The 25631-nt window shown below is 67.9% G+C and carries 20 protein-coding genes; 7 read left to right on the top strand and 13 right to left on the bottom strand.

Annotated elements, in window-relative coordinates; translation table 11 throughout:
- The 4 genes from hemW to lepA form a co-directional block, all read right to left on the bottom strand.
- The gene (gene hemW / locus FB560_RS07370; protein ID WP_141871763.1) at positions 1-1218 is read right to left on the bottom strand and encodes a radical SAM family heme chaperone HemW; all 1218 of its coding nucleotides are present in this window, start codon (positions 1216-1218) and stop codon (positions 1-3) included.
- Entirely contained in the window at positions 1218-1871 is a 654-nt protein-coding gene (locus FB560_RS07365) for a DUF1990 family protein (RefSeq protein ID WP_141871762.1), read from the bottom strand. Before FB560_RS07365 ends, hemW begins: the two co-directional genes overlap by 1 nt.
- An 87-nt stretch (positions 1872-1958) precedes the next feature.
- Complete coding sequence (locus FB560_RS07360; RefSeq protein WP_141871761.1) at positions 1959-2441, bottom strand: DUF1990 family protein; 483 nt, start codon at positions 2439-2441, stop codon at positions 1959-1961.
- Positions 2442-2443: 2 nt separating this feature from the next.
- Positions 2444-4297: a translation elongation factor 4 gene (lepA, locus tag FB560_RS07355; RefSeq protein WP_141871760.1), complete on the bottom strand. Its 1854-nt coding sequence runs from the start codon at positions 4295-4297 to the stop codon at positions 2444-2446.
- A 240-nt stretch (positions 4298-4537) separates the two neighbouring features.
- Here lepA and FB560_RS07350 point away from each other — a divergent pair, with 240 nt between their 5' ends.
- From FB560_RS07350 to FB560_RS07330, 5 genes are all read left to right on the top strand, one after another.
- Positions 4538-5521, top strand: coding sequence for an ABC transporter permease (locus FB560_RS07350; RefSeq protein WP_141871759.1), 984 nt, complete (start codon positions 4538-4540; stop codon positions 5519-5521).
- 1 nt (position 5522) lies between these two features.
- Positions 5523-6458 (top strand): ABC transporter permease, encoded by a 936-nt coding sequence (locus FB560_RS07345; protein WP_170198087.1) that lies wholly within the window; start codon positions 5523-5525, stop codon positions 6456-6458.
- Complete coding sequence (locus FB560_RS07340; RefSeq protein WP_141871758.1) at positions 6455-8413, top strand: ABC transporter ATP-binding protein; 1959 nt, start codon at positions 6455-6457, stop codon at positions 8411-8413. The genes FB560_RS07345 and FB560_RS07340 overlap by 4 nt, the downstream gene beginning before the upstream one ends.
- 117 nt (positions 8414-8530) lie before the next feature.
- Positions 8531-10240, top strand: coding sequence for an ABC transporter family substrate-binding protein (locus FB560_RS07335; RefSeq protein WP_141871757.1), 1710 nt, complete (start codon positions 8531-8533; stop codon positions 10238-10240).
- A 96-nt stretch (positions 10241-10336) separates the two neighbouring features.
- On the top strand, positions 10337-11065 hold the full coding sequence (locus tag FB560_RS07330) for an alpha/beta fold hydrolase (RefSeq protein WP_141871756.1): 729 nt from the start codon (positions 10337-10339) through the stop codon (positions 11063-11065).
- Here the strand turns inward: FB560_RS07330 and FB560_RS07325 are convergent.
- On the bottom strand, positions 11060-12283 hold the full coding sequence (locus tag FB560_RS07325) for an MFS transporter (RefSeq protein WP_229673192.1): 1224 nt from the start codon (positions 12281-12283) through the stop codon (positions 11060-11062). The two genes, FB560_RS07330 and FB560_RS07325, sit on opposite strands and share 6 nt — an antisense overlap.
- Positions 12280-13668, bottom strand: a complete 1389-nt coding sequence (locus FB560_RS07320) for a GH1 family beta-glucosidase (protein ID WP_141871755.1) — start codon at positions 13666-13668, stop codon at positions 12280-12282. Before FB560_RS07320 ends, FB560_RS07325 begins: the two co-directional genes overlap by 4 nt.
- 256 nt (positions 13669-13924) lie before the next feature.
- Between FB560_RS07320 and rpsT the strand changes: the two genes are divergently transcribed.
- The gene (gene rpsT, locus FB560_RS07315; RefSeq protein WP_141871754.1) at positions 13925-14185 is read left to right on the top strand and encodes a 30S ribosomal protein S20; all 261 of its coding nucleotides are present in this window, start codon (positions 13925-13927) and stop codon (positions 14183-14185) included.
- An 89-nt stretch (positions 14186-14274) separates the two neighbouring features.
- On the opposite strand, the gene holA is transcribed toward rpsT, so the two are convergent.
- From holA to FB560_RS07290, 5 genes are all read right to left on the bottom strand, one after another.
- Positions 14275-15312: a DNA polymerase III subunit delta gene (gene holA / locus FB560_RS07310; protein ID WP_141871753.1), complete on the bottom strand. Its 1038-nt coding sequence runs from the start codon at positions 15310-15312 to the stop codon at positions 14275-14277.
- 9 nt (positions 15313-15321) lie between these two features.
- Positions 15322-17643: a ComEC/Rec2 family competence protein gene (locus tag FB560_RS07305; protein WP_141871752.1), complete on the bottom strand. Its 2322-nt coding sequence runs from the start codon at positions 17641-17643 to the stop codon at positions 15322-15324.
- 187 nt (positions 17644-17830) lie between these two features.
- Positions 17831-19105 (bottom strand): hypothetical protein, encoded by a 1275-nt coding sequence (locus FB560_RS07300; protein WP_141871751.1) that lies wholly within the window; start codon positions 19103-19105, stop codon positions 17831-17833.
- A gap of 36 nt (positions 19106-19141) precedes the next feature.
- On the bottom strand, positions 19142-19777 hold the full coding sequence (locus FB560_RS07295) for a DUF1684 domain-containing protein (protein ID WP_141871750.1): 636 nt from the start codon (positions 19775-19777) through the stop codon (positions 19142-19144).
- A 65-nt stretch (positions 19778-19842) separates the two neighbouring features.
- Positions 19843-20457, bottom strand: a complete 615-nt coding sequence (locus tag FB560_RS07290; protein ID WP_141871749.1) for a helix-hairpin-helix domain-containing protein — start codon at positions 20455-20457, stop codon at positions 19843-19845.
- A gap of 183 nt (positions 20458-20640) precedes the next feature.
- Here FB560_RS07290 and FB560_RS07285 point away from each other — a divergent pair, with 183 nt between their 5' ends.
- Positions 20641-21639 carry a hypothetical protein gene (locus FB560_RS07285; RefSeq protein WP_141871748.1) on the top strand — a complete coding sequence of 333 codons (999 nt, stop codon included), beginning with the start codon at positions 20641-20643 and terminating at the stop codon, positions 21637-21639.
- 57 nt (positions 21640-21696) lie between these two features.
- Here the strand turns inward: FB560_RS07285 and leuS are convergent, their stop codons facing one another.
- Together leuS and FB560_RS07275 are read right to left on the bottom strand one after the other, a co-directional pair.
- Complete coding sequence (leuS, locus tag FB560_RS07280; protein WP_141871747.1) at positions 21697-24273, bottom strand: leucine--tRNA ligase; 2577 nt, start codon at positions 24271-24273, stop codon at positions 21697-21699.
- 34 nt (positions 24274-24307) lie between these two features.
- Positions 24308-25624, bottom strand: coding sequence for an anthranilate synthase component I family protein (locus FB560_RS07275; protein ID WP_141871746.1), 1317 nt, complete (start codon positions 25622-25624; stop codon positions 24308-24310).
- Positions 25625-25631 lie beyond the last annotated feature (7 nt).

Below are 25631 nucleotides of genomic sequence, written 5' to 3'. Positions count from 1 at the left end.
TCAGTCGGTCAGCTCCCGCACCACGGCGTCGGCGAGCAGCCGTCCTCGCAGGGTGAGCGTCACGCGCCCGCGGATCGCCGATGCCGCGTCGACCATGCCGTCGGCGATGAGGCCGGCCACCCGCGTGCGGTTGCCTTCCGGCAGGTCCGCGATGGCGATGCCCTCGGCGAGCCGGCTGAGCAGGAGGACGCGTTCGAGCATCTGAGCCTGCGAGTCCGGCCGCTCCGTCCCCGCGGCCGGGGATTCTGCGGCGGCGAGACGCTGCGCGTATGCGGCGGGATGTTTCACATTCCACCATCGCAGCCCGGCGACGTGGCTGTGCGCACCGGGTCCGAAGCCCCACCAGTCGCTGCCCCGCCAGTACGCGAGATTGTGACGGGAGCGCTGCTCAGGGCTGCGCGCCCAGTTGCTGACCTCGTACCAGTCGAATCCGGCCGATCCGAGTCGCGCATCGGCGAGCTCGTACATGTCGGCCTGTACATCGTCGTCCGGCGTGGGAACCTCACCTCGCCTGATCTGTCGGGCGAGCTTCGTGCCGTCCTCGATGATCAGCGCGTACGCCGAGATATGGTCCGACTCGAGCGCGAGAGCGGCGTCGAGCGACGCCTCCCAATCGGAGAGCGACTCACCCGGAGCACCGTAGATCAGGTCGACGCTCACGGCGAGACCGGCATCCTTGGCCGCCGCCACAGCGGTGCGGACGTTCTCGGGGCGGTGCGTGCGGTCCAGAGCGGCCAGCACGTGCGGCACCGCCGACTGCATGCCGACCGAGAGGCGGGTGACGCCGGCATCGGCGAGCGTGCGCGCGACCTGGGGTGTGACCGTGTCGGGGTTCGCCTCGACCGTGACCTCCGCCCCCTCGGCGAGACCGAACGCCGAGACCGCCGCGTCGAGCATCCGGGCCAGGTCTCCGGCCGGGAGGAGTGTCGGCGTACCGCCGCCGAAGAAGACCGTGTCCATCGGGCGCAGCGCCCCGGCGTCGCCGAGGACTCGTCGCGCGAGGGAGATCTCGGTCTCGAGGGTGGTCGCGTAGTCCTCCTGCTTCGCGCCGCGCAGCTCGCTGGACGTGTAGGTGTTGAAGTCGCAGTAGCCGCAGCGCACACGGCAGAACGGGATGTGCAGGTACGCCGAGAACGGGACGTGGGTGTCGATCGGCAGATCGTCGGGCAGGCGGCCGTCGGTCGGTGCCGGATCTCCCAGGGGCAGCGGTCCCGCCATCAGAGGGGGGTCGCGTAGAGCGGAGAGATCGCCCGGAGGTAGCGAGCGAAGAGTTCCCGTCGGCGCCGCTTCACGAGCGCCGGGACGGTGCGGTAGAGCAACGAGTTCGGAGAGTCGAACGCGCGCACGGTGAACCAGACCTCGTCATTGTCCTCTCGCCAGTCGAGGTCGAAGGACTCCTCGCCGCTGACGACAGAGCCGCCGACCGTGCCCAGCACGAACCCGATCCGGCGGGTCTCCTCGGTCACCGAGATGACCCGGAGCTCTGCGTCCGCCCGCATACCGCCGACGCGTCCGCGCAGGTGCAGCGTCATACCCGGACCCACGAACGGCATGCCCTCGGCGTCGTAGCGCGGTTCGACATCGCGCTTGCTCGGCGCGATCGGGTTGCCCTCCGCATCGAAGCTCACTCCTGCGTAGGCGGGACCGGGAGCGGGACGCACATCTTCGACGCCGAGCCCTGCTGCACGTTGCGCGGTCCACGAGAGCAGCGATTCGCCGGCGCTCTGGAAACGCTCGACCCCACTGCCGATCCGCCAGGAGTCCTCCGCCGGGATACTGCGCTCCGGCGGGTACTGCATCAGATCGGGCGCGTGGGTCGCACCCACGGCCGCATAGTCCACCGTGTCGTCTCGGAAAGTCCCGCGCCGCATGAGTTCCAGCCTACTGGGGGTTACCTGAGCGAACACCCCCACGCGCCGTCGGCGGTCACATGCCGTCGCCGCCGGCCACCCGACGGCTCAGCGCGAAGCGGTCGCGATCTCGGACTGGACGATGCGGATGTAGGCGCGCGACACCGAGAGCTGCAGCACACGGAGAGCCGGTGCCGCGAGGCGCCAGAACAGGTTCGAGGGGCAGGAGAGCGACCGCGCGGTGAAGACCCCGTCCGCATCCAGCACGAACGACTCTTCGCCGTAGAGCGGATGCCCCGGGCGTGTCTCGTAGCCGAAACCGTCTCGCCCCGCCCACACCACACGCACGGGTTCGGCGAACCGGATGCCGAACATCCGCTTCGCGAGGATCCCCTCCCCATCAGCCGCGGGAGCGTCCGCAGGGACCTCGAACCCTGCTCGTCGCTTGAACTCCCACGAGCTCACCAGCGCGGCGACCGCGTCGCGGGCTCTCGGCGGAACCACGACGGATCGCTCGGTGAGCCGCAGCCCCGCCGGGACAGCATCGAGCGGATGACGGGTCGTCCCCCGCTCATACGCCGGGAATGGCATCCCTACTTCTTGTCCTTGCCGTCGACGTCGCCGGAGAGCGCCGCGATGAACGCCTCCTGGGGAACCTCGACGCGGCCCACCATCTTCATGCGCTTCTTGCCCTCTTTCTGCTTCTCGAGGAGCTTGCGCTTTCGGGTGATGTCACCGCCGTAGCACTTGGCGAGCACGTCCTTGCGGATCGCGCGGATCGTCTCGCGAGCGATGATGCGTGCACCGATGGCGGCCTGGATCGGCACCTCGAACTGCTGCCGGGGAATCAGCTTGCGCAGCCGCTCCGCCATCATCGTTCCGTAGCTGTAGGCCTTGTCCCGGTGGACGATCGAGCTGAAAGCATCGACCTTCTCGCCCTGGAGGAGGATGTCGACCTTCACGAGGTCGGCCTCCTGCTGGCCCGACGGCTCGTAGTCGAGCGACGCGTACCCCTGGGTCTTCGACTTCAGCTGGTCAAAGAAGTCGAAGACGATCTCACCGAGAGGGATGTTGTAGCGCAGCTCGACGCGCTCCTCGGAGAAGTACTCCATGCCCAGCAACGTCCCCCGGCGCGACTGGCAGAGTTCCATGACCGTGCCCACGTAGTCCTTGGGCAGCAGGATGGCGGCCTTCACCATCGGCTCCGAGACCGAGCCGATGCGGCCGTCCGGGTACTCGCTGGGGTTCGTGACGGTGACCGTCTCGCCGGTGTCCGAGGTCAGAACCTCGTAGATCACACTGGGCGCGGTGGTGATCAGGTCGAGGTCGAACTCGCGCGCCAGCCGCTCGGTGATGATCTCGAGGTGCAGCAGTCCCAGGAATCCACAGCGGAAGCCGAAGCCGAGGGCGACAGACGTCTCGGGCTCGTAGACGAGGGAGGCATCGGACAGCTTGAGCTTGTCGAGCGCCTCACGCAACTCCGCGTAGTCGCTGCCGTCGATCGGGTACAGGCCGGAGAACACCATCGGCTTGGGGTCCGTGTAGCCGGGAAGAGCATCGGTCGCCGGCTTGCGCGCGGTCGTGACCGTGTCGCCGACCTTCGACAGACGCACGTCCTTCACGCCGGTGATCAGGTACCCCACCTCGCCGACGCCGAGCCCCTTGGACGGGATCGGTTCGGGGCTGGACACCCCGATCTCGAGAAGCTCGTGATTGGCACCGGTCGACATCATCTGGATCCGCTCGCGGGGCGAGAGGCTGCCGTCGATCATGCGCACGTAGGTGACGACACCGCGATAGGCGTCGTACACCGAGTCGAAGATCATGGCGCGCGCCGGCGCATCCGAATCCCCCCGGGGCGCCGGGATCTCCTGCACGAGGCGGTCCAGCAGTTCCTGGACGCCGACGCCGGTCTTGCCCGAGACGCGGAGCACGTCCTCCGGCTTGCCACCGATCAGCGAGGCCAGCTCCTTGGCGTACTTCTCGGGGTCGGCGGCGGGAAGGTCGATCTTGTTCAGCACCGGGATGATGTGCAGGTCGTTCTCGAGCGCCAGATAGAGGTTGGCGAGCGTCTGCGCCTCGATCCCCTGGGCCGCATCGACGAGGAGGATCGCACCTTCACACGCGGCGAGGGAACGGGACACCTCATAGGTGAAGTCGACGTGACCGGGGGTGTCGATCATGTTGAGCGCGAAGGTCTCACCGCCCAGCTCCCACGGCATCCGCACGGCCTGGCTCTTGATGGTGATGCCGCGCTCGCGCTCGATGTCCATGCGGTCGAGGTACTGAGCTCGCATGTCCCGCTCCGAGACGGCCCCGGTGATCTGGAGCATGCGGTCGGCGAGGGTCGACTTGCCGTGATCGATGTGCGCGATGATGCAGAAATTGCGGATCTGCGCCGAAGGCGTCGCGGCAGGCTGAAGAGGAGTGAGGGCGCGTGGTGACATGTCCCGTCGATTCTACGGTGAGGGGAGGCTAATGCCCGATTCGCCCGATCGGGTGATAGTCTCCCGAAGTTGCCCGGGACCAATCCGTGACACCGGATCCCGTGGGCGATAAGACTCCGTCACAGACCAAGTGGAGGCGTCGTGTCGCGCAGATCGGCAGATGGTGTTTGACTGTCTTCCCGGCTCAGCGTTGCGCCGACGGATACCGCGCGCGTCCGTAGAAGAGAAAGACTCATCACCTTGATCAAGTACCTCTTGCGCCGATCACTCGGCTGGCTGCTGATGATCGTGGTCGCGACGAACCTCACCTATTTCCTGGCGTGGGGCTTCCTCGATCCGAAGAACAACTTCGTCGGCCGACGCCCTCCGCTCTCCCCCGAGCAGATCGATCAGCAGCTCATCCCGAAGAACCTGAGCGACACCGTCCCGCTCATCGAGCGCTGGTGGACCTGGCTGTCGAACATCCTGCTGCGCTGGGACTGGGGCGTGAGCCCCACCGGCGGATCGGTCAACGAGCAGGTCGCCTACCGCATGTGGATCAGCGCGGAGCTCGTGCTCGGCGCGACGATCATCTCCACGATCCTCGGCATCGCGCTCGGCGTGTACACCGCTTCCCGCCAGTACAAGCTCGCCGACCGCATCGGCCAGGCGACCTCGATCATCACCATGAACGTCAATATCGTCGTCGCCGCTCTCGCCCTGGTGCTCTTGGCCATCAACTTCAACGAGTGGGTCGGCGTCCGCGTCTTCTACGTCACGGGTAGCTCCTCGAAGGGGGTCGAGGGCTTCTTCCCCGTCCTTGTCGATGCCTTGCAACACCTCGTGTTGCCGACCATCGCCCTGGTCATCGTCGGGTACGCGAACATCCACTTCCTGCAGCGCTCCCTGCTGCTCGACAACATCGGCGCCGACTACGTGCGCACGGCCAGGGCCAAGGGACTCACGAAGCCGCAGGCCATCCGCAAGCACGCGCTGCGCACCTCGATGATCCCGGTCGCGACGCAGGTCGCCTTCACCATCCCCGCGATCTTCACGGGCGCGGTGCTGACCGAGACGATCTTCGCGTGGAACGGCATGGGCCGCTACTTCGTCGATGCACTGGGAAAGAACGACATCAACGCGACGGTCGCCATCGCCGCATTCGGCGCGGTGCTGACCGCCATCGGAGCGATCCTGGCGGACATGGCCGTCGTCGTCCTCGACCCGCGAGTGAGGGTGAGCTGAAATGACCACCGAAATGATCGACCCCACGATCCAGCCGCCGGTCGGCCCCGACACCACCGCCGCGCGCACGCCGCGCAAGCGCATGTCGAAGTGGTCCCTGTACTACCGGCGCTTCATGCGCAACCGTCCCGCCGTGGGCGGCATCATCATCTTCATCGCACTGGTGCTGTTCGCCGTGATCGCGCCTCTCCTCGCGAAGTACAGCTTCACGGATCTCGACTTCCTCAACCTCAGCACTCCGCCGTCGGCAGAGCACTGGTTCGGGACGACCTCGTCGGGGAACGACACGTTCGCCCAGACCGCCGTCGGCCTGCAGCGGTCGCTCATGATCGCCCTCACCGTATCGATCGGCACGACCGTCATCTCTGCGGTCGTCGGCACGGCCGCCGCCTACTTCCGCGGATGGACCGAGCGCATCACGCTCCTGATCATCCACTTCATGATGGTGATCCCGAGCTTCCTGATCCTGTCGCTCATCTCGAACAAGTCCGGTGGAGACTGGCGCATCATCGCCCTGATCATGATCTTCGTGATCGGCTGGTACTTCCCCGCACGAGTGATCTGGACCATGGCGCTCTCGCTCCGTGAGCGCGAGTATGTGCAGGCGGCCCGCTACATGGGCGTCCGTGGCATGGTCATCGTTTTCCGCCACATGCTGCCGAACATCGGCTCGCTGCTCGTCATCAACTTCACGCTCGGCGTCGTCACGGCCGTCACCACCGAGACCGGCCTCTCGTTCCTCGGCTTCGGCGTGAAGATCCCCGACGTGTCGCTGGGCTCGCTGATCGGCTCGGGCGCCAACACGATCACCAGCGCACCCTGGCTGTTCTACTTCCCCGCCGCGGCGCTGACGCTGCTGACCGTATCGATGGCACTCATCGCCGACGGTCTGCGCGACGCACTCGATCCCACTTCGGCTGCAGGAGGCCGCGCATGAGCACCGTACTCTCCGTCCGCGACCTCAGGGTCAGCTTCGCTTCCGAGGCGGGGCGCGTCGACGCCGTGCGCGGCGTCTCCTTCGATCTGGAGGCCGGCAAGACTCTCGGCATCGTGGGCGAGTCCGGCTCCGGCAAGTCCGTGACCTCGCTGGCGATCATGGGGCTTCTCGATGAGAACGCCAAGGTCACCGGCTCGATCATGTTCGACGGGCAGGAGCTCCTCGGCAAGAACGACACGCAGCTGTCCGCGATCCGCGGCAACGGCATCGCGATGATCTTCCAGGACCCGCTGACCTCGCTCACCCCGGTGTACACGATCGGCGACCAGTTGATCGAGGCCCTCACGGTGCACCGCAGCCTCAGCAAGAAGGAGGCATGGGCGCGTTCGATCGAACTGCTCAACCTCGTCGGCATCCCCGAGCCCGAGAAGCGGATGAAGGCGTTCCCCCACGAGTTCTCGGGCGGTATGCGTCAGCGCGTCGTGATCGCGATCGCGATGGCGAACAACCCGAAGCTCATCATCGCCGACGAGCCGACCACGGCGCTCGACGTGACGATCCAGGCTCAGATCCTCGATCTGATCGAGAAGGCGCAGAAGGAGACCGGCGCCGCGGTGATGATGATCACCCACGACATGGGTGTCGTCGCCCGCACTGCGGATGACGTCATGGTGATGTACGCCGGGAAGCCTGTCGAGCAGGCCCCTGTGCGTGAGCTGTTCCACCAGACGAGGATGCCGTACTCGATCGGTCTCCTGGGTGCCATCCCCCGTGTCGACAAGGCAGAGAAGCAGCCGTTGATCCCGGTCAAGGGCAACCCGCCGCTGTTGATCAACCTGCCGGATGCATGCCCGTTCGCCGATCGCTGCCCGATCGTGATGGACGCCTGCCGCACTCGCGAACCCGAGCTGCTCCCGGTCTCCACCGGTGTCATCTCCACCGGGACCGGCGGCACTCCGTCCGGATCCACCCACCTCGCCGCGTGCATCCGCGCGAACGAGATCGAAGACGGCGGCATCCTCGGTGGCCTCCCCGTGTACCCGGTCCGCGAGATCCCGGAGAGTGCGCTGACCCGCACACCCCGTGAGGAGCGTCCGATCACCCTCGAGGTCAGGAACCTGACCAAGACCTTCCCGCTCCTCAAGGGCGCCTTCCTCAAGCGCAAGGTCGGTGAGGTCCATGCGGTCAAGGGCATCAGCTTCGACGTGCGCGAGGGCGAGACGATGGCGATCGTCGGGGAGTCCGGCAGCGGCAAGACGACGACTCTTCTGCAGATCATGGACATGGTCAAACAGACGGACGGCGACATCGTCATCGCCGGCACGAGCGTGAACGACATCCACAGCCACAAGGTGGAACGCGCCCTGCGACGCGACATCCAGATCGTGTTCCAGGACCCCATGGGCGCACTCGACCCGCGCATGACGGTTGCCGACATCATCTCGGAGCCGCTCTCCGCGATCGGCACGCCGAAGGAGGAGGCGAACCGTCGCGTCGACGAGCTGATGGACATCGTGGGCCTCAATCCCGCGCACAGCGATCGCTTCCCGCAGGCGTTCTCCGGTGGTCAGCGACAGCGCATCGGCATCGCCCGCGCCCTGTCGACGAACCCGAAGATCGTCGTGCTCGACGAGCCCGTCTCGGCGCTCGACGTGTCGATCCAGGCCGGGGTGATCAACCTGCTCGATGAGCTCAAGGTCAAGCTCGGACTGTCCTATCTGTTCGTCGCCCACGACCTCTCCGTGGTCCGACACATCGCAGATCGCGTGGCGGTCATGTATCTCGGCGACTTCGTCGAGCACGGCGATGTCGATGACGTCTTCGACAATCCGCAGCACCCGTACACCAAGGCATTGCTGTCGGCGATCCCGGTTCCGGATCCCGATATCGAGCGCACACGGCAGCGGATCGTCTTCGATCCGACGACGCTCACGGACGTCCCCGTCATCCGGTGATCCGGCATCGGATCACCGTCCGGTAACAGTTAGCCGTGATTCACCGTCATCCCGAGATATCGGGCGACAGGCGAACTATTCTCCCCTTATGACACGCCGCAAGGCGAAAGGAGCACCATGAAGCAGCACAAGCTGATGGGCACGCTGGCATTCGGCGCCGCCCTCGCGCTCACCCTCGGTGGGTGCGCTGCCAACACCGGAAACAACGGTGACGGCAACGGCGAAGAGGCCACTGGCGTCGACGCAGCGGACTACAACCCGCAGCCGCGCGAGAACCTCAAGGAAGGTGGCACCGTCAACTTCCCGATCAACGAGGTTCCGGAGCAGCTGAACTCGTTCAACAGCGACGCGAGCTCGGACACCGCCCGCCTTGCCGCGTGGTACACGCCGCAGATCCTGCTCATGGAGCCGGACGGCACGCCGTACAAGAACGACGCGTACCTCGACGAGTGGAAGTCGGAAGTCGTCGACGGCAAGACCCAGCTCACCTTCACCTTCACGGACAAGGCGCACTGGAACGACGGCACCGACATGGACTGGACCGCCATCGACGCGACGTGGAAGGCGAACCGCTCCTTCGACGAGGGCTACAACCCGAACGCGACCGACGGCTACAAGGAGATCGAGTCGGTGGAGCAGGGCGACTCGCCCAAGACCGCCATCGTGACCTTCAAGAGCGAGTTCGCCTGGCCGAAGATGCCGTTCCTGACGGGCATCATGCACCCGGCGATCAACACGCCCGAGCTCTTCAACGAGGCGTACATCGACGACCTGCACCCCGAGTGGGGCGCGGGCCCGTACACGGTCGACGAGTTCGACGCGAACAGCGACTTCGTCTCGTTCAAGCCGAACCCCGAGTGGTGGGGCAACGCACCGCTTCTCGACAAGGTCACGTTCCAGGGCATGGACGCCGCCGCGTCGATCAACGCCTTCAAGAACGGCGAGATCGACTCCGTCGGCACCGCCACGAAGGACCGCCTGGCACAGGTCAAGGACATGAAGGATGTCGTGACCTACCGTGCACAGCAGACCGCGAACACCCTGCTGCAGGTCGACTCCGACAAGCCGCAGTTCGAGGACATCAAGGTCCGTGAGGCCTTCTTCCTCGCGGTCGACCGCGAGCAGCAGAAGCAGATCGCCTGGAACGGCCTGAACTACAAGGAGGACCCGGCAGGTTCCTTCACGCTGTTCTCGTTCCAGCCCGGCTACAGCGACGCACTGGCTGAAGCCGGTTGGTCGCACGACGTCGACAAGGCCAACAAGCTGCTCGACGACGCAGGCTGGGTTGCCGGCTCCGACGGGATCCGCGAGAAGGACGGCGTGAAGCTGTCCGTCACGTACCCGATCTTCAGCGACGACCCGACCCAGGAGGCACTGGCGAAGGCGCTGCAGGCGCAGGAGAAGGAAGTCGGAATCGACGTCAAGATCGACGTCCGTTCCTCGCAGGACTTCTCGACGGACTACACGACCAAGAACTGGGACATCGTGGGGCTCCGCTTCACCTCGTCCGACCCGTTCGGTGCCGCGTGGTTCTGCCAGCTCTACTGCTCCGACAGCGGTCTGAACCTCTCGGCCACCGGCTCTGAGGAGATCGACAACCGCATCCACGACGAGGTCGAGTCGATCTCCGACCCGGAGAAGCAGACGGCTGCCGCCATGAAGCTCGAGGCGGAGATCTTCGCCGAGACCTGGGGCATCATCCCGCTGTACAACGGCCCGTCCATCGTGACGGCCAAGAAGGGCCTGGCGAACCTCACGCCCGAGCCCTACGTCGGTCAGGACCTGTTCGGTGTCCAGCCGGTGGAGAACGTGGGCTGGGAGAAGTAATTCCCTTTCCTCGAGCGGGGTCGGTGGTTTCCACCGGCCCCGCTTTTCTGTGTGCGGCGGGTGGTCTCCTACCGGCTGCCTCTTTAGGCTGGTGACGTGAGCGTCCAGATCGTCCTCGTGCACGGCATCCGCACCTCCGCCACCATGTGGCGGTCGCAGGTGGCGTACCTGCACGAGCGCGGCTACGCGTGCACCGCGGTGGACCTGCCCGGTCACGGCACGCGGATGGACGAGGACTTCACTCTCCATGAGGCGCTGCACACGATCGATGCGGCGGTGCGGGCTGCCGCCGAGCGTGGACCCGTGCTCCTGGTGGGACACTCGATGGGCGGGCTGCTCTGCCTCGCGTATGTCGGCGGCGGCGCCGAACCTCCCGTGACGGCGCTCATCGCCGCGTCCTGCACCGCACTCCCCCGCGGCACCAGCCTGTCGGCCTACCGGATCGTCGCCCGCGCGGTGGATCGACTCCCGGATCGCGGGCTCTGGCTCACCGAGCGCATCCTGGATGCGACCATACCGCTCGAGACCCGCGCCGATTTCGCTGCCGGCGGCTATGCGCTCGACACGCAGGACCGTGCCTTGCAGAGCCTGGCGAACCTCGACATCGCGGCCGCCCTGGAACGCATCCGCATCCCCCTCTGGTTCGTGAACGGGCAGTACGACCAGCTGCGGGTGAACGAGGGACTCTTCCAACGGCTCGCACCCCACGCCGAGCTCATCGTGGTCCCGCGCACGACGCACCTGGTGACAGCCATGCGACCTCAGGTGTTCAACGCGGTGCTGCAGCTCGCGATCGCGACCATGGACACGCCGCCCGCGTCATGACCGCGCCGGCTGCCGTGCGAACGCGGTGAGCACTCCCCCCACGATCGACAGCACGGCTGCGGCGACGAAGACCAGCCAGAAGCCGCCCACCAGCGCCACGAGGCCCGCCCCCAGCACCGGACCGATGAGCTGGCCGAGCGCCGCCGTGACGTTCACGATTCCGAGGTCGCGTGCGTGGTCCTGCTCGTCGGGCAGGAGGTCCGCGGCGAACGCGAGGCCCACCGTGGAGAAGGCGCCGTAGCCGAGTCCCATCAGGGCTGCCGCGACCATCGTCATCTCGAACGTCGGTACGAGAGCGATCGCGACCCCGGAGGCTGCCTGCACGACCGTCGCGGCGATCGTCAGACGACGGCGATTGCCGGTGCGGTCCGAGATGATCCCGGTCAGCACCGAGGCCAGCACCACGAACACCGTGTAGACCACGATCAGCAGGAGGAGATTGTCCTGGGCCGCGGCACTCGGCTGTCCCAGCCCGTGCAGGAGGAAGAACAGGAACAGCGCGGTCCCGAGCGCATTGCCGATGTTGGTGACCAGGCGGCCGGAGAGCATCCAGGCGAAGTCCCGATCGCGCAGCGACGCCAGCGCTCGACGACCCTCGCGCGGCGGTCGCATCTGTGCGGTCGCAGCCGGATCGGGAAGGAGGAGCGCCGCCGCGGTTCCCACCACCGCGATGATTGCGGCGAGCAGCAGATATCCCGCCTCGATGCCGAGCCCGAGGAGCACGACCAGCCCCACTCCGAGCACGATGCCGACGGCCTGACTCGATCCGACCGCCGCGGATGCCGCCCCGCGCTGCGTCGAAGGAAGCTGGTCGGCGATGAGAGCGGTGAAGGCTGCCGAGGAGACGGCGACGCCGACCGAGACACCGACCCAGGCCGCCCCCACAGCCCACGGGCCTTCCGCGTACCCCGTGAGGACGAGACACACCGCGGTGAGCCAGACGCCCGCGAGCGCCCACGGCCGTCGGCGGGGTCGCCCCACGCCCGCACGGTCCGACAGAGCACCCGCCGCGGGGCCCGCCACGATGCCCGCCAGTCCGCCGATACCGAGCACCAGCCCCGAGGAGACCACTCCCCGGATCCAGTCATCCTCCGGGGTGTCGAGTTGCAGAGGGAGGAGCAGCTGGACCGGGGTGAGCTGCACGGTCCAGATCGCCAGCCAGGCGAGCGTGAACAGCGTCATCCACCGGCCACCGACCTTCGTCGTCGTCGTGGTCATCGCGTCGCCTCCTCCTGCGTCGTGGGGATCTGCACGTTCTCGGAGCGGGAGCTCGAGATGAGGTCGCGGTACCAGTCGTACGACGCCTTGGGCGTCCGCTCCCCGCTCGCGAAGTCGACGTGCACCAGACCGAACCGCTGGGTGTAGCCGTCTGCCCATTCCCAGTTGTCCAGAAGCGACCAGACCGTGTACTCCTCGACCGGGACCCCGGCCGCGACGGCTTCGGCGACGGCGGCGATGTGGCGCGCGAGATAGTCGATCCGGTCCTTGTCGTCGACCCGTCCGGCACGCTCGGGCTCCGGGAACGATGCACCGTTCTCCCCGATGATCACCGCGGGCATCTCCGGATAGCGCCCCTGCAGGTCGATCAGCAGGTCGCGGAGCGCCTCAGGCACGATCGGCCATTCCGGCCCGAACCCCGTGACCGCGGCGCCCGGCGTGGGGACGATGTCGAACGGGATGGGACTCGACGGATCCGCGGCCGTCACCGTGGTCGGGTTGTAGAAGTTGATGCCGTAGAAGTCGATCGACGAGCCGATCAGCGCAAGATCGCCGTCATGCACGGGCATGTCGGGGAGTCCGAACGCCTCGAGGTCGGGATAGGTCCCGGCGAGCAACGGCTCACGGAACACGCCGTTGTGGATCGTGTCGTACGTGAGCGCGGCCGCCTGATCCTCCGCCGTGTCGTGCAGCGGCTGCACCCACGTGTGATTGTTCACGAGTCCGACCTGGGCGGCCCCCTGCGCGCGCAGGGCCGCCGCGGCGCGCGCGTGCGCGAGCAGCTGGTGGTGCACCGTGGGCAGGGCATCGAACAGCAGCTGCCGTCCGGGCGCGAGAGCGCCCGTGGCGTACCCCTGCAGCGTGGTCATCGCCGGCTCGTTGAGCGTGTACCAGTGGGCGACCCGATCACCCAGCCGCGCCGCCACGATCGACGCGTACTCGGCGAACCTTTCGGCGTTGTCGCGGTTCAGCCATCCGCCGTCCTCCTCGACCGCGGTGGGCATCTCCCAGTGATAGAGGGTCGGAAACGGTGTGACGCCCGCCGCCAGGAGCGCATCCACGAAGCGGGAGTAGTGGTCGAGAGCGGCCGTGTTCCCTGTCCCCCGGCCGTCCGGCTGCACACGCGCCCACGGGATCGAGAAGCGGTAGCGGTCGAGCCGCAGTCCCGAAGCGAGTGCCACGTCAGCATCCGAGCGCCGATAGCTGTCGCACGCGGGATCCGCGCTCGACCCGTCCTTCACTGCCCCCGGAGTCGCGATGAAGTCGTCCCAGATCGAACGGCCACCGCCATCCGCATGGGGCGAGCCCTCGATCTGGAGTGCCGAGGTCGCCGCAGACCAGCGGAAGCCGGCAGGCAGGACGGGGCGGACGGGGTCGGGGCTCATTTCGCTCCTTGACGTCGATGTCGGGATAGTGATGATTCTGCACCCGGTGCCACCCCAGCCGCGACTGAGTTTCGACATTGGCCGCTTTTCGCCCCATCCGCGACGCCGCGCCCGGGCTTCGTTTCGCGCGATCCTGCCCACTGCTGGTAGAGTTGGTTCTTGGCTTGCGTGTGGGTTCTTCCCTCACGACCGTCGTGCAGCAGCCCTCTTCTGGTGCCGACACTCCGAATCACTCCTGTACAGAAAGCGTCCACACGTGGCAAACATCAAGTCGCAGATCAAGCGCAACAAGACCAACGCCAAGGCGAACGAGCGCAACAAGGCCGTGAAGAGCGAGCTCAAGACGCTCATCCGCTCGACCCGCACCGCCGTCACCGCCGGCGACAAGGCAGCAGCCGAGGCATCCCTGAAGAAGGCCGCCGTCAAGCTCGACAAGGCCGTCAGCAAGGGTGTCCTGCACAAGAACCAGGCGTCGAACCGCAAGTCGGCTCTCGCCAAGCAGGTCGCCGCTCTCTGAGCTGAAGCATCTGAGAAAGGCCCGTCCCGTTTTCGGGGCGGGCCTTCTTCTTGTCCTCTGGCGATCGCGGGGGACGCAGCGCTGAGCCTCTACTCGCCGAACGGCTGCCGGGTCGCGATGACGGTGACCATGCGCTCGAGAGCGAAGATCGGGTCGCGCGCAGCGCCCTTCACCTCACCGTCGGCCCGCGCCGTCGCCTGAATCGCCATGCCCAGGGAGCGCTCGTTCCAGCCTGCGAGGTCACGACGCGCGCGATCCACCTGCCAGTCCTTCATGCCCAGACGCTGAGCGAGCTGCCGGCTCGGCTCGCGGTTGCCGGCGACCCTGGCCATCGTACGCAGCTTCATGGCGAATGCGGCCACCATCGGAACCGGATCCGCGCCCGAGGCCAACGCGTGCCGCAGTGCGATCAGCGCCTCACCATAGCGGCCGGCGATCGCCGTGTCGGCCACGACGAACGCCGAGACCTCCACCCGACCGCCGTAGTACTTGGTGACGATGTCTTCGGTGATGTCGCCCTCGACGTCGCCGATGAGCTGCTGACATGCAGCGGCCAGTTCGGTGAGGTCGTCGGCGAAGGCCGAGACGAGCGCCCTCAACGCGGGCGGCGCGATGCGCTTCTTCGCGGTGCGGAACTCCCCCGCCGCGAAGTCGACCCTGTCGCCGTCGCGCTTGATCGCCGGGCACGCGATCTCGATCCCGCCGCCCGTGCCGGCACGGAGAGCATCGAGCAGCTTCTTGCCTCGGACGCTGGCACCGGTGTGACGCAGGACGACGGTCGCGCCCTCCTGCGGATGCTCCAGGTACGAGACGGCTTCTTGGATGAATGCGTCGGAGCAGCGCTCGACGCCCGATACGCGCACCAGTCGAGGTTCGCCGAACAGCGAGGGCGACGTCAGCGCGAGCAGCGTGCCGGGCGCATAGTCATCGGCACGCACATCGGTGACCTCGAGCGCCGGGTCTTCGGCGCGCAGATAGTCACGGACACCGGCGATCGCGCGCTCCGCACAGATCTCCTCTGGGCCCGAGACGAGCACCAGAGGTGCCGGTCGCGGCTCACGCCAGGAGACCTGAGGAATCTTCGTGGGCTTCGCCCCGCCACGGGATGAGGTACGCGGAGCTGCCATGCTCCCAGACTACCCGGGGGCGCCGACGCTCGACTCGGTCCATACCCGCAGCTCACCCGACTCCGCACCGATCAGGAGACGCCCCTGCCGGTCGGTGCGGAGCAGATGCGCCCCGGTCGCGGACAGCAGCTCCAGTGTCTCGTCCCGAGGATGCCCGTAGTCGTTGTCCACGCCGGCGCTGAAGATCGCGAGTGTCGCGTGCACGGATTCGTAGAGCCCCGGATCCTGATCCGCGCTGCCGTGATGCGCGACCTTGACCACCGCGTACCCTCCGGCGAGGTGGGCGGTGCGCATCAGCATCCGCTGGGGAGCCGCAGACAGGTCCCCCAGGAACAGGGACCGAGGCACTCCTCCGCCGTCGAACTCCACGACGACGCTGGCATCGTTGCCCCCGGGGAAGGCGACGGATCCCCGCTGCGGCCAGAGCACGCGCCACTCGGCGTCGCCGAGGATGCCACGAAGTCCTGCCGTCGCGTCGTGGAGGAGCGCTCCGCCGGACTCCAGGCGGTCCAGCGAACGTTGGTCCGCCTGTTCGGACGGCGGACCGTGGAGCACCTCGCCGACGCGCCCCTGGACCGCCTCGAGTCCCCCGACGTGATCCAGGTCGAAATGGGTCAGCACCAGGAGATCGATCTGGTCGACACCGAGCGACCGCAGACACGCTTCGAGCGCAGCGGGATCGGGACCGGTGTCGATCAGGGCGATCTCACCATCCGACCGCACCACCAGAGCGTCGCCCTGCCCGACGTCGCACGCCGCGATCGCCCATCCCTCCGGTGTGCGGAGCGTCGCCAGCGGCCCGTCCAGAAGAGCCTGCCCCGCACCCACGCCGGCGACGATGATCAACACGGCCGCGGAGCAGCGGCGCACCCATCGCACCCAGAACGGGGGCCGTCCCGACACCACGGTCGTTCTGCGCAGCACGACGACTCCGATAGCCGCGCTCACGACCGCCACGAGCAGAGCGCTGGGGATACCGGCAGGGAGGAGGATCTGCGCCATCGGCAATTGTGCCGCCGTCGTGGCCGTCGTCGCGATCCACGCCGAGGGCAGCCATGCGGAGGCCGCCAACAGATCAGCGAGCGGCGGTATCGGAGCGGCCAGGCACGCGAGCATGCCGACCACGGTCGCCACCGGTGCGGCAGGAGCAGCGAGCAGATTCGCCACGACCCCGATCAGCGACTGCTGTTCCGCGAACAGGGCGATGATCGGACCGCAGACGAGCTGAGCGGACAGCGGCACCGCGATCGCCAGCGCGAGCGGCGCCGGCAGAACGCGTCCGAGTCCGCGTCCGAGCGGAGGGGCGAACAGGATGAGGGCCGCCGATGCGGCGGCTGACAGCGCGAACCCGGGCGTCGCCGCCAACCACGGATCGGCGATGAGGATGCCGGTCACGCCGAGTGCGAGCATGCCTGCGCCGGCTCTCGGGCGACCGATCAGCACCGTCACCATGGCGATTCCGGCCAGCACGGCAGCCCTGATGACGCTCGGCTCCGGGGTGACGAGGATGACGAAGCCACTCAGTGCCACGGCCGCCAGGGCGACGCGCAGACCGCGTCGGCACCCGCACAGCGCCGCCAGCCAGAAGGTCGCTCCCACCACGATCGCGCAGTTGGCACCGCTGACCGCGGTGAGGTGACTGAGTCCTGTGCTGCGCATGTCGTCGTTGAGCTCCGCAGGCACGGCACGCGTGTCGCCGACGGCGAGGCCGGGGAGCAGCCCGGCGCCCGGCTCCGGTAGCCGAGCCGCCCGAGCCACGAACGCCTCCCGAAGGCCGGCGGCGACTCCGAAGACCCCTCCCGCCGGCTGCAGTATCTCCGTCTCACTCGCGTAGACCACCAGAACCGAACGCTCTCCCGCATCGGTCGCCTCCGCCTCGCCGACCACACGGATCTCTGCGCCGAGATCGAACCCGTCGCCCGGCTCGACACCGATCCGCACCGGTACCGACACCGACCGCGGCTGATCTCGCACACCGATGCTCACCGTCTGCGCGTCGAACCACAGCCGCCCATCCTGCCCGACCGACGCCGACGACGTGACCCCCGCGACCACCTCCACCACACGACCGCCGGATTCGATGGCCTGCGTCCGTCCCGGAAGCGCCAGCGAGACGGTCACCAGCACGGCGGTCATGGCGGTGAACGTCACGATCGCGAGCCCGGCGCCCGTCGCCGCTCTCCGCCGCCGGGTACCGACGAGGACGACCAGCACTCCGAGCAGGCATCCGCCGGCCATCCACCACGTGATCGGTGGACAGAAAACAGCCACCAAGGCGGCGATCCACACCCCGACGACGATCGGCAGCAGACGCACGTCCGACCGCGTCATGCTACTGCCGGTCTCACTCGCATCCCGCCACGCTAGGACGCTGTGCGAGGACCAGCCTTGCGGGACGGCCACACATGCGCGGAACCTCGATCCCGCTTCATCTGTGCAGATGGAGTGAGAGTTTCCTAGCCGCCGCCCGCCTGCGCCATTGTCGTCGCCGAGCGACGCTTCCTCGCCACCATCCCTCTCACGGCGCTCCGCTGTCGCAGACTCCTGTGCCGTCGGAGCGATTCGCACATCGACGACTTCCCTCGTCGGCCAGACCGGAGAGCGCGGACAGGCGACTCTCGAGCTCAGCATCGGTGGCATCCCCAGCCATCACGAGCGTCGCGCTGCGAGGTGTGCTCACCAGTGAGGCGACGTCGCCGTCTGCGAGCAGGTCGCCCGCGGACGCGACGATGTCCCCGAGTCTCGTCGGTGCCGCCGTCACACTGAGTGACGGCTCATCGGGGTCGCCCACGGTCACCGTCAGCAGTGTGAACGCCGCCGATTCGGGGCGTGCCGACAAGGCCGTCGCCGTGGATGTCGCCTGCGCCACGGAATCGACGAAGAACTCGACCCGGTCGTCATCGGTCCACACATTCCGCACGACCGAGACGTCCGCAGACGCCAGCGCACCCAGCAACGCACGAGCCGAATCGCCGGATGCCTCAGCGCCGAGCAGCACGAGCGGGCTCGCGAAGACGACCACCAGATCGACCGCCCTCGCGGCGCTGAGCGCCTGCGCTGCGCCGAGATCCGCTTCCGTCGCGAGCGTGAGCTTCAGCCGTCCGGGCTCGGCGCGCAGACCGGTGACAGGCACCTCGTTCGACACCGCGTGCCAGACCTGTTCGACATCGTCGACCCAGGCACCCGCGTTCCCGTCGATCCGTACCTGATCCTCCGCAGCGATCGTGAGATGCAGGTTGGCTCCGCCGGTGACGTCGTCGAGCAGCACGGGAGTGGTGCGGGCGAGGTCGAAGGCCGCGACGGGGCTGCCGGCTCCGGGCTCCGCGAGGCGGATGCTCACGCCCGTGATCCCTTTCGCCTCTGTGCGCGCGCTGAGGACGACGGAGTCGACCCGATCGTCATCCACGAGATCGAGTCCGCGTGCCATCGCACCGGCGCTGATCGCGGCATCCGCGAAGACGGGAACGATCAGTTCAGCGGCCTCGATCGTGATCCGCACATCCTCGGCTTCATGTTCGCGCGCGAACTCGCTCAGACGATCGGCCAATGCCACCAGCTCGTCGCCGGAAGCGGTGTCACGAGCCCGCACCTCGGCGCTCAGACCGTCGGCGAACGGCATGTTGTCCGCCGTCGAGAGTTCGAAGTCTTCGACGGCCTCGTCTCCCGCGAAGGCCGCGCGGAAGTCTCCGTGCAGCGCGGAACCACTGCAGGCGGTGAGCATCGCCGCCGTGAGAACCCCGAGCAGAACCACCACGACGGATCGTCGTCGCGCTCGCCGACTCATCTCCCCCATGGTCTCAGCGTATCGATGTGCGCCCGCTCGAAATGATCAGCCCTTCGCCCCCGCGTACATCTCCCCCACCGGCACCGCGACGGACAACACATTGCCCGGCTGCGCGAGCGGGCAGGCCCAGGCGGGGTCGTATGCGCAGGAGGGGTTGTACGCGAAGTTGAAGTCGAGCACGATCGTCCCGGCTGCGGCATCCGAGCCGAGATCGGCGCCCTTGATCGTGTCGATCAGATACCGCCCACCTCCATACGTTCCTCCGGGGCGGCCGGCGAGGGCATCGCGCACCGGGATGAACAGTCCACCCCCGTAGGACTTCAGGCGCCAGACGTCGAGCGAGCCCGCATCCGGGATCTCGACCGTACCGATCCGCTCGAACGGCACGATGCCGTCCGTTCCGGTCTCGAAGTCGAATCCGCCGGGTTCAGCGGGCAGGATCGGAAGCTCGAAGCGCCACTGCGGATCGTACGAGGCGATGGGCAGGCCCTCGAACAGTGTCCGATCCCCCGCCGACAGGGCGGTGGCGGGATGGTGGAGCATGAGCTCGTCCCTCTCGATCCGCCACAGCTCGTGCGCCTCTTCCGCAGACTCGGCCTGCCGCACGGCGGCGTACAGGGCGAAGACACGGCGGCGCCAGTCGACGACCTCGACGGCGGTGCGGGCGTTCGTGAACGTCATGAGCCCAGGCTACGGGCGATGAGCCCCGCGTGGGTCGCCGACCACCCGCTGCCGTCCGGCCGCGCTCAGACCTTGGCCCCCTCGCGGATCGCCTCCAGCAGCTTCTCCCCGATGCCGGGCACGGCCAGCAGGTCGTCGACCGACTGGAACCGGCCGTTCTCCTCCCGCCACGAGATGATTCGCTCCGCGAGGGCCGGACCGATGCGCGGCAGCGTCTCGAGGGCGGCCTGATCGGCGGTGTTCAGGTCGACCCGCCCATCGGCCGATCCCTCCGCGGGCACGCCGGTCTCCGCGACTGCTCCGACGACCGGCACCACGATCTGCTCTCCGTCTGACAGCACACGGGCCAGATTGACCGCGGTGAGGTCAGCGTCGTCCGTCGTCCCGCCGGCGGCTGCCACCGCGTCCACCAGCCGGGCGTCGAGGTCGAGGACGTAGAGTCCCGGGCGCTCCACCGCTCCGAGCACGTGCACATAGAGGTCGCCGCTCGGCGCCGGGGATGCTGCCGTGCCGGCGAGAGGAACGGACTCGCTCGGAGCCGCCTGGCCGCGCATGATGCCCAGGCCGACGGCAGCCGAGAGTACGACGAGACCGAGCACCACGGCCGCCCCGATGCTCAGTCGCAGACGGTGCGGCCGCGTGCGCGGTGCGTCGACAGGTGGCGTGTCAGTAGCGGGCATCCGGCCACGCTACGAGCGCCCGAAGAGCTCCTTTCCCCTCCGCACCCGAGCCGGTGCATAACCGTCACCGCACGACGGGCGTGCAGACGGAGTCCCCCCTGCGATTCCGCCGCAGGCGATCGTTATGCCCCCGTTGCCCGGCGCATCGCGTCCCCGGCTACGGTCGAAAGGGGAGGTGGCACGATGCGACGGATCATGGCGTCAGCGCTGCTGGGCAGTGCGATGCTGCTCGCCGGCTGCGGACTGATTCCCGGTGTCGGCACCGATCCTCGCATCGACGCCTCGCCCGTCGCCCAGGTCGCATGTCCCGAGACCTACGAGGCCGACTACGCCGAAGCCGGTCTGGTTCCGGACGGATTCACTGCAGTCGCCGTGCTGCGGTGCGACCCCTACGCCTCGCAGGAGGACGCGGACGGGACCTGGTCGGGCGCACTGCTGGAGCGACGGGAAGGCGATCTTCGTCCCGTGCTCGCGGCTCTCGCGCAGCCCAGCGATTCCCCCTCGACGGGCCCCTGCCCCGCGATCGCCTACCTGATCCCCGAACTCTGGATCGAGGGCGAAGACGGCACGGTTGTCCGCGTCGCGATTCCGACCGACGGCTGCGGCGCCCCCAAACCCGTCGGACTGGACGAGGCGCTCGAGGCCCTGGACGTGGCGGAGGAGACCTTCTTCCCGACGGCACTCGTGGAGTCGAACTCCGCGAACATGGCCGGGTGCGACACGCAGGCGCAGTTCCTGGTCATCGCCGGTCTCGACGACATCGACCTCGGGACCGAGCAGCTGCCATCGGGAAGCAAGCCGCTCCCCGAGGATGCGCTCATCCCGATGGCCGTGCCGGCATGGCCGGACGCAGACGCCATCACGGGCGCACGTCTGTGCGACTACACCGCCGAGTCGTCGGCACAGAGCACGTCTGGCACGGACACGACGACGTTCGTCGGCGTGCGCGAACTCGACGCCGACGCCGCGCAGGACCTGACCGCCCTCGCGCGCACGGCACCTGCGGACGCTCGCTCGTGCACGGCGACGGCGACCGCCGTGGTCGTCGTCCACCTGGAGCACACGGGCGGAGAGGTCGCCGCGACGGTCGAGCTCGACGGATGCACGCGCCTGATCGATCCGAGCATGCGGGCGCGCACGGCGCCCGCAGAGCTGCTGACACTCCTGACCCCCATCACCTGATCGCCGACCCCGCCATCGATGTGGCGGGGTCGGCGCAGGATCAGATCAGAGCGGGATTCAGCCCTTGACGGCGATGCTGACGATCTTCGGTGCGCGCACGATGACCTTCACGATCTCGCGGTCGCCGATGGACCGGATCACGCGCTCGTCCGCCATGGCCAGAGCCTCGAGTTCGGCCTCACCGATGCGTGCCGGAACCTCGAGCTGCGCCCGGACCTTGCCGCCCACCTGCACCACGGCCGTGATCGTGTCTTCGACGAGCAGAGCCGGGTCAGCGGAGCGCCAGGTGACGAGGCCGACCGACGGCTCGTGGCCGAGGATCTCCCACATCTCCTCCGCGGTGTGCGGGGCGATGAGGTCGAGCATCACCGCGACGGTCTCGGCGGCTTCACGCACCGCAGGATCCCCCGCGCCCGCTTCTCCGTCGATCGTCTTGCGGGTGATGTTGACGAGCTCCATGAGGCGCGCGACCAGCACGTTGAACTTGGTCTGCTCGACGAGTGCCGGCGCTTCGGCCAGCAGCTTGTGCGAAGCGCGACGCAGCGCGGCGTTGCCGCCGTCGAACACCACGTCGACCGGGCTGGAGACCTCTCCGGCGATGCGCAGCGCGCGCGCCAGGAACTTCTGCGCACCGGTCGTCGAGACGTCGGCCCAGTCCTTGTCGTCTTCCACCGGACCGGCGAAGGCCAGGCCCACGCGCAGCGCATCCGCACCGTGCGCGTCCAGCTCGTCCTGGAACAGCACCAGGTTGCCCTTGCTCTTCGACATCTTCGTGCCGTTGAGGATGACCATGCCCTGGTTGATCAGGTTCGAGAACGGCTCCGTGAAGTCGATCAGCCCCATGTCGAAGAGCACCTTGGTGATGAAGCGTGCGTAGAGCAGGTGCAGGATCGCATGCTCGACACCACCGATGTAAGAGTCCACGGGAGCCCAGCGGTCCGCCTGCGCCGGGTCGAACGCCACGGTGTCGCTGTTCGGCGACAGGAAGCGCAGGAAGTACCACGAGCTGTCGACGAAGGTGTCCATGGTGTCGGGGTCGCGCAGCACCGGATCGCCCGTCTCGGGGTCGGTCGTGCGCACCCAGCTCTCCGCGCCGCCAAGGGGCGAGGTGCCCTTGGGCGACAGGTCGAGCCCGTCGACGCTGGGCAGCTTCACCGGCAGCTGGTCCTCGGGCACAGGGATGATGCGACCGTCGTCGGCATGCAGCATCGGGATCGGCGTACCCCAGAAGCGCTGACGCGAGATCAGCCAGTCGCGCAGGCGGTAGTTCTTGGCCGCGCGACCGGTTCCCCGCAACTCCAACTGCTCGATCGCACGTGCGATCGCGTTGCGCTTGGAGAGGCCGTTGAGCGCGCCGGAGTTGATCATCCGGCCCTCGCCGGTCAGGGCGATGCCGGTGGATGCCGGGTTCTGCTCATCGAGCGCGGCGCCGGTGTCGATCGGCACGCCCTCTTCATCGACCTCGATCACAGGCATCGCGCCGGTGATCGGAGCGGTCGTGTCGACCACGACCTTGACCGGGAGGTCGAAGGCGCGGGCGAAGTCCAGGTCGCGCTGGTCGTGTGCGGGAACCGCCATGACCGCGCCGTGACCGTAGTCGGCCAGCACGTAGTCGGCGGCCCAGACGGGCAGCTTCTCGCCGTTGACCGGGTTGATGGCGTAACGCTCGAGGAAGACGCCGGTCTTCGGGCGGTCGGTGGCCTGACGGTCGATGTCGGTCGTCTTCTGCACCTGCGCCAGATAGTCCTGGAAGCGCTGTCGCACCTCGGCAGGCGCGTCGGCGGCCAGCTCCGATGCCAGGTCGGAGTCCGGGGCCACGACGAAGAACGTCGCGCCGTGAAGGGTGTCGGGACGTGTCGAGAAGACGGTCACCGGCTCGGCACGTCCCTCGATCTCGAAGTCGACATCCGCGCCGATCGAACGGCCGATCCAGTTGCGCTGCATCTGCAGCACCTTGTGCGGCCAGAAGCCCTCGAGCTGGTTCAGGTCATCGAGCAGACGGTCCGCGTAGTCGGTGATGCGGAAGTACCACTGCGTGAGCTTCTTCTTGACGACCTCGGCGCCGCAGCGCTCGCAGCGCCCGTCGACGACCTGCTCGTTCGCCAGCACCGTCTGGTCATTGGGGCACCAGTTGACCGGGCTCTTCTTGCGGTACGCCAGGCCGCGCTCGTACAGCTTCAGGAACAGCCACTGGTTCCAGCGGTAGTACTCCGGGTCAGAGGTGTGCAGCACCCGCGTCCAGTCGAAGGAGACGCCGTAGGACTGGAAGCCCTCCTTCTGCTGCGCGATGTTCGAGTACGTCCACTCGCGCGGGTCCGCACCGCGACGGATCGCCGCGTTCTCCGCGGGCAGGCCGAAGGAGTCCCACCCGATCGGGTTGAGCACGTTGTGGCCGCGATGACGCCAGAACCGCGCCACGATGTCGGAGTAGAGGTAGTTCTCCGCGTGCCCCATGTGCAGATCGCCCGAGGGGTAGGGGAACATCGCGAGCACGTAGCGTCGCGGGCGCGTGTCGTCGTCGCCACCCGTGAGGAAGGTCTCGTTGTCTGCCCAGTACTTCTGCCATTTGGCCTGGATGGCATGCGCCGACGACGACTCGTCCTCGGCAGGAGCTGTGGACAGGTTCTCAGACAACGAACACACGACCAATCTGAAGGAAAAAACGGGATCAGTTCAGGATATCGGAACCCCAGCGCACCGGCAGGACAGCGCCGAGTGCCGCCAGCGGCGCTCTCGCCTTGGTCGCCACCTCCGCGACCTCGGCCGCGGGATCGGAACCCCACGTGATGCCCCCGCCCGCTCCGATGACCGCGCCCCCGGCATCGATCACGATGCTGCGGATCACCATCGCCAGATCGAGTGCACCGTCGACGCCCACGTATCCGAAGCATCCGGCGTAGACGCCGCGCGGACCTCCCTCGAGGTCGTGCAGCCTTGTCATCGCCGACAACTTCGGCGCTCCCGTCATGCTTCCGGCCGGGAAGGTCGCCTCCAGCACTGCGCCGAGGGTCGTTCCCGCCGCGACCGTTCCGGTGACCGTGCTGACCAGCTGGTGCACTGCCGGGTAGCTCTCGACCACCCAGAGCCCCTCGACCCGGATCGTCCCCGGCTCGCAGATCCGCGAGAGGTCATTTCGCATCAAGTCGACGATCATGACGTTCTCTGCGCGTTCCTTGGGGTTCGCGGCGAGCTCTGCGGCGAGCGCGGCATCCTGCAGGGGATCGGCGGACCGCGGACGGGTCCCCTTGATCGGCCGGGTACGGATGAGCCCTCCCTCGGCCTGCAGGAACTGCTCCGGGCTCGCACTGAGCAGAGCCCGCCCTCCGATGCGGACGAATCCGCCGTGATGCGCAGGCGTCGCGGCTCGGAGACGCAGGTACACCGCGAGGGGGTCGTGGTTGCCGGGTACGGAGAAGCGCGTCGTGAGACACAGCTGGTAGGCGATGCCCGCTCGGATCAGCGCGCGGCAGTGTTGGATGAGTGCGGCGTACTCGTCGGGATCGTGCCTGGCCCCGGCGATGAGAGGCGCCGCGTCCTGCTCTGCGTCGACGACGGAGAGCACGTCGGCGGGCGTCGACGCCACTGCGGCCGCCCAGTCATCGAGGTCGTCAGCTTCTGCGAGCACCCACGTCCGACCCGCGTCGTGGTCGAACGCCACGACGTGCGTGGCCCGGAGCCATGCTCCTTCGTCGGTCGCGCTCTCGACGACGGGCACTCCCGCGGCGCGGGCTCCGCTCTCATAGTCGAGCCAACCGACCCATCCCCCCGAGAACGGAGGAGCTGCCGCGTCGGACGGCGCGACGTCGAGCCGCACCTGTGCGGGGAGGTCCGCGACCGTCCCCCGTCCGATGAAGCTCCAGCCGGTGCGGGCATCCGCTCCCGCATCGAGCCAGAACACGTCGGGTTCGCCCGCTTCCAGCCATCGGAACACCGCGACGGGCTCGACCCAGGCGGGGAGCTGACGGGCGCTCAGACGTTCAGGCACGCTTACA

The organism is Microbacterium saperdae (assembly GCF_006716345.1).
GTDB lineage: Bacteria > Actinomycetota > Actinomycetes > Actinomycetales > Microbacteriaceae > Microbacterium > Microbacterium saperdae.
Note: the sequence above shows the minus strand (reverse complement) of the source record. Positions and strands in the feature narration are given on the sequence as shown.

Excerpts from the sequence above, each read along its gene's own strand:
- lepA (WP_141871760.1), bottom strand. The coding sequence starts at position 4,297 with ATGTCACCACGCGCCCTCACTCCTCTTCAGCCTGCCGCGACGCCTTCG.
- FB560_RS07335 (WP_141871757.1), top strand. The coding sequence starts at position 8,531 with ATGAAGCAGCACAAGCTGATGGGCACGCTGGCATTCGGCGCCGCCCTC.
- FB560_RS07345 (WP_170198087.1), top strand. The coding sequence starts at position 5,523 with ATGACCACCGAAATGATCGACCCCACGATCCAGCCGCCGGTCGGCCCC.
- FB560_RS07325 (WP_229673192.1), bottom strand. The coding sequence starts at position 12,283 with ATGACCACGACGACGACGAAGGTCGGTGGCCGGTGGATGACGCTGTTC.
- FB560_RS07300 (WP_141871751.1), bottom strand. The coding sequence starts at position 19,105 with ATGGGGGAGATGAGTCGGCGAGCGCGACGACGATCCGTCGTGGTGGTT.
- FB560_RS07290 (WP_141871749.1), bottom strand. The coding sequence starts at position 20,457 with ATGCCCGCTACTGACACGCCACCTGTCGACGCACCGCGCACGCGGCCG.
- FB560_RS07340 (WP_141871758.1), top strand. The coding sequence starts at position 6,455 with ATGAGCACCGTACTCTCCGTCCGCGACCTCAGGGTCAGCTTCGCTTCC.
- FB560_RS07305 (WP_141871752.1), bottom strand. The coding sequence starts at position 17,643 with ATGACGCGGTCGGACGTGCGTCTGCTGCCGATCGTCGTCGGGGTGTGG.
- holA (WP_141871753.1), bottom strand. The coding sequence starts at position 15,312 with ATGGCAGCTCCGCGTACCTCATCCCGTGGCGGGGCGAAGCCCACGAAG.
- FB560_RS07320 (WP_141871755.1), bottom strand. The coding sequence starts at position 13,668 with ATGAGCCCCGACCCCGTCCGCCCCGTCCTGCCTGCCGGCTTCCGCTGG.
- FB560_RS07285 (WP_141871748.1), top strand. The coding sequence starts at position 20,641 with ATGCGACGGATCATGGCGTCAGCGCTGCTGGGCAGTGCGATGCTGCTC.
- FB560_RS07365 (WP_141871762.1), bottom strand. The coding sequence starts at position 1,871 with ATGCGGCGCGGGACTTTCCGAGACGACACGGTGGACTATGCGGCCGTG.
- FB560_RS07360 (WP_141871761.1), bottom strand. The coding sequence starts at position 2,441 with ATGCCATTCCCGGCGTATGAGCGGGGGACGACCCGTCATCCGCTCGAT.
- hemW (WP_141871763.1), bottom strand. The coding sequence starts at position 1,218 with ATGGCGGGACCGCTGCCCCTGGGAGATCCGGCACCGACCGACGGCCGC.
- FB560_RS07295 (WP_141871750.1), bottom strand. The coding sequence starts at position 19,777 with ATGACGTTCACGAACGCCCGCACCGCCGTCGAGGTCGTCGACTGGCGC.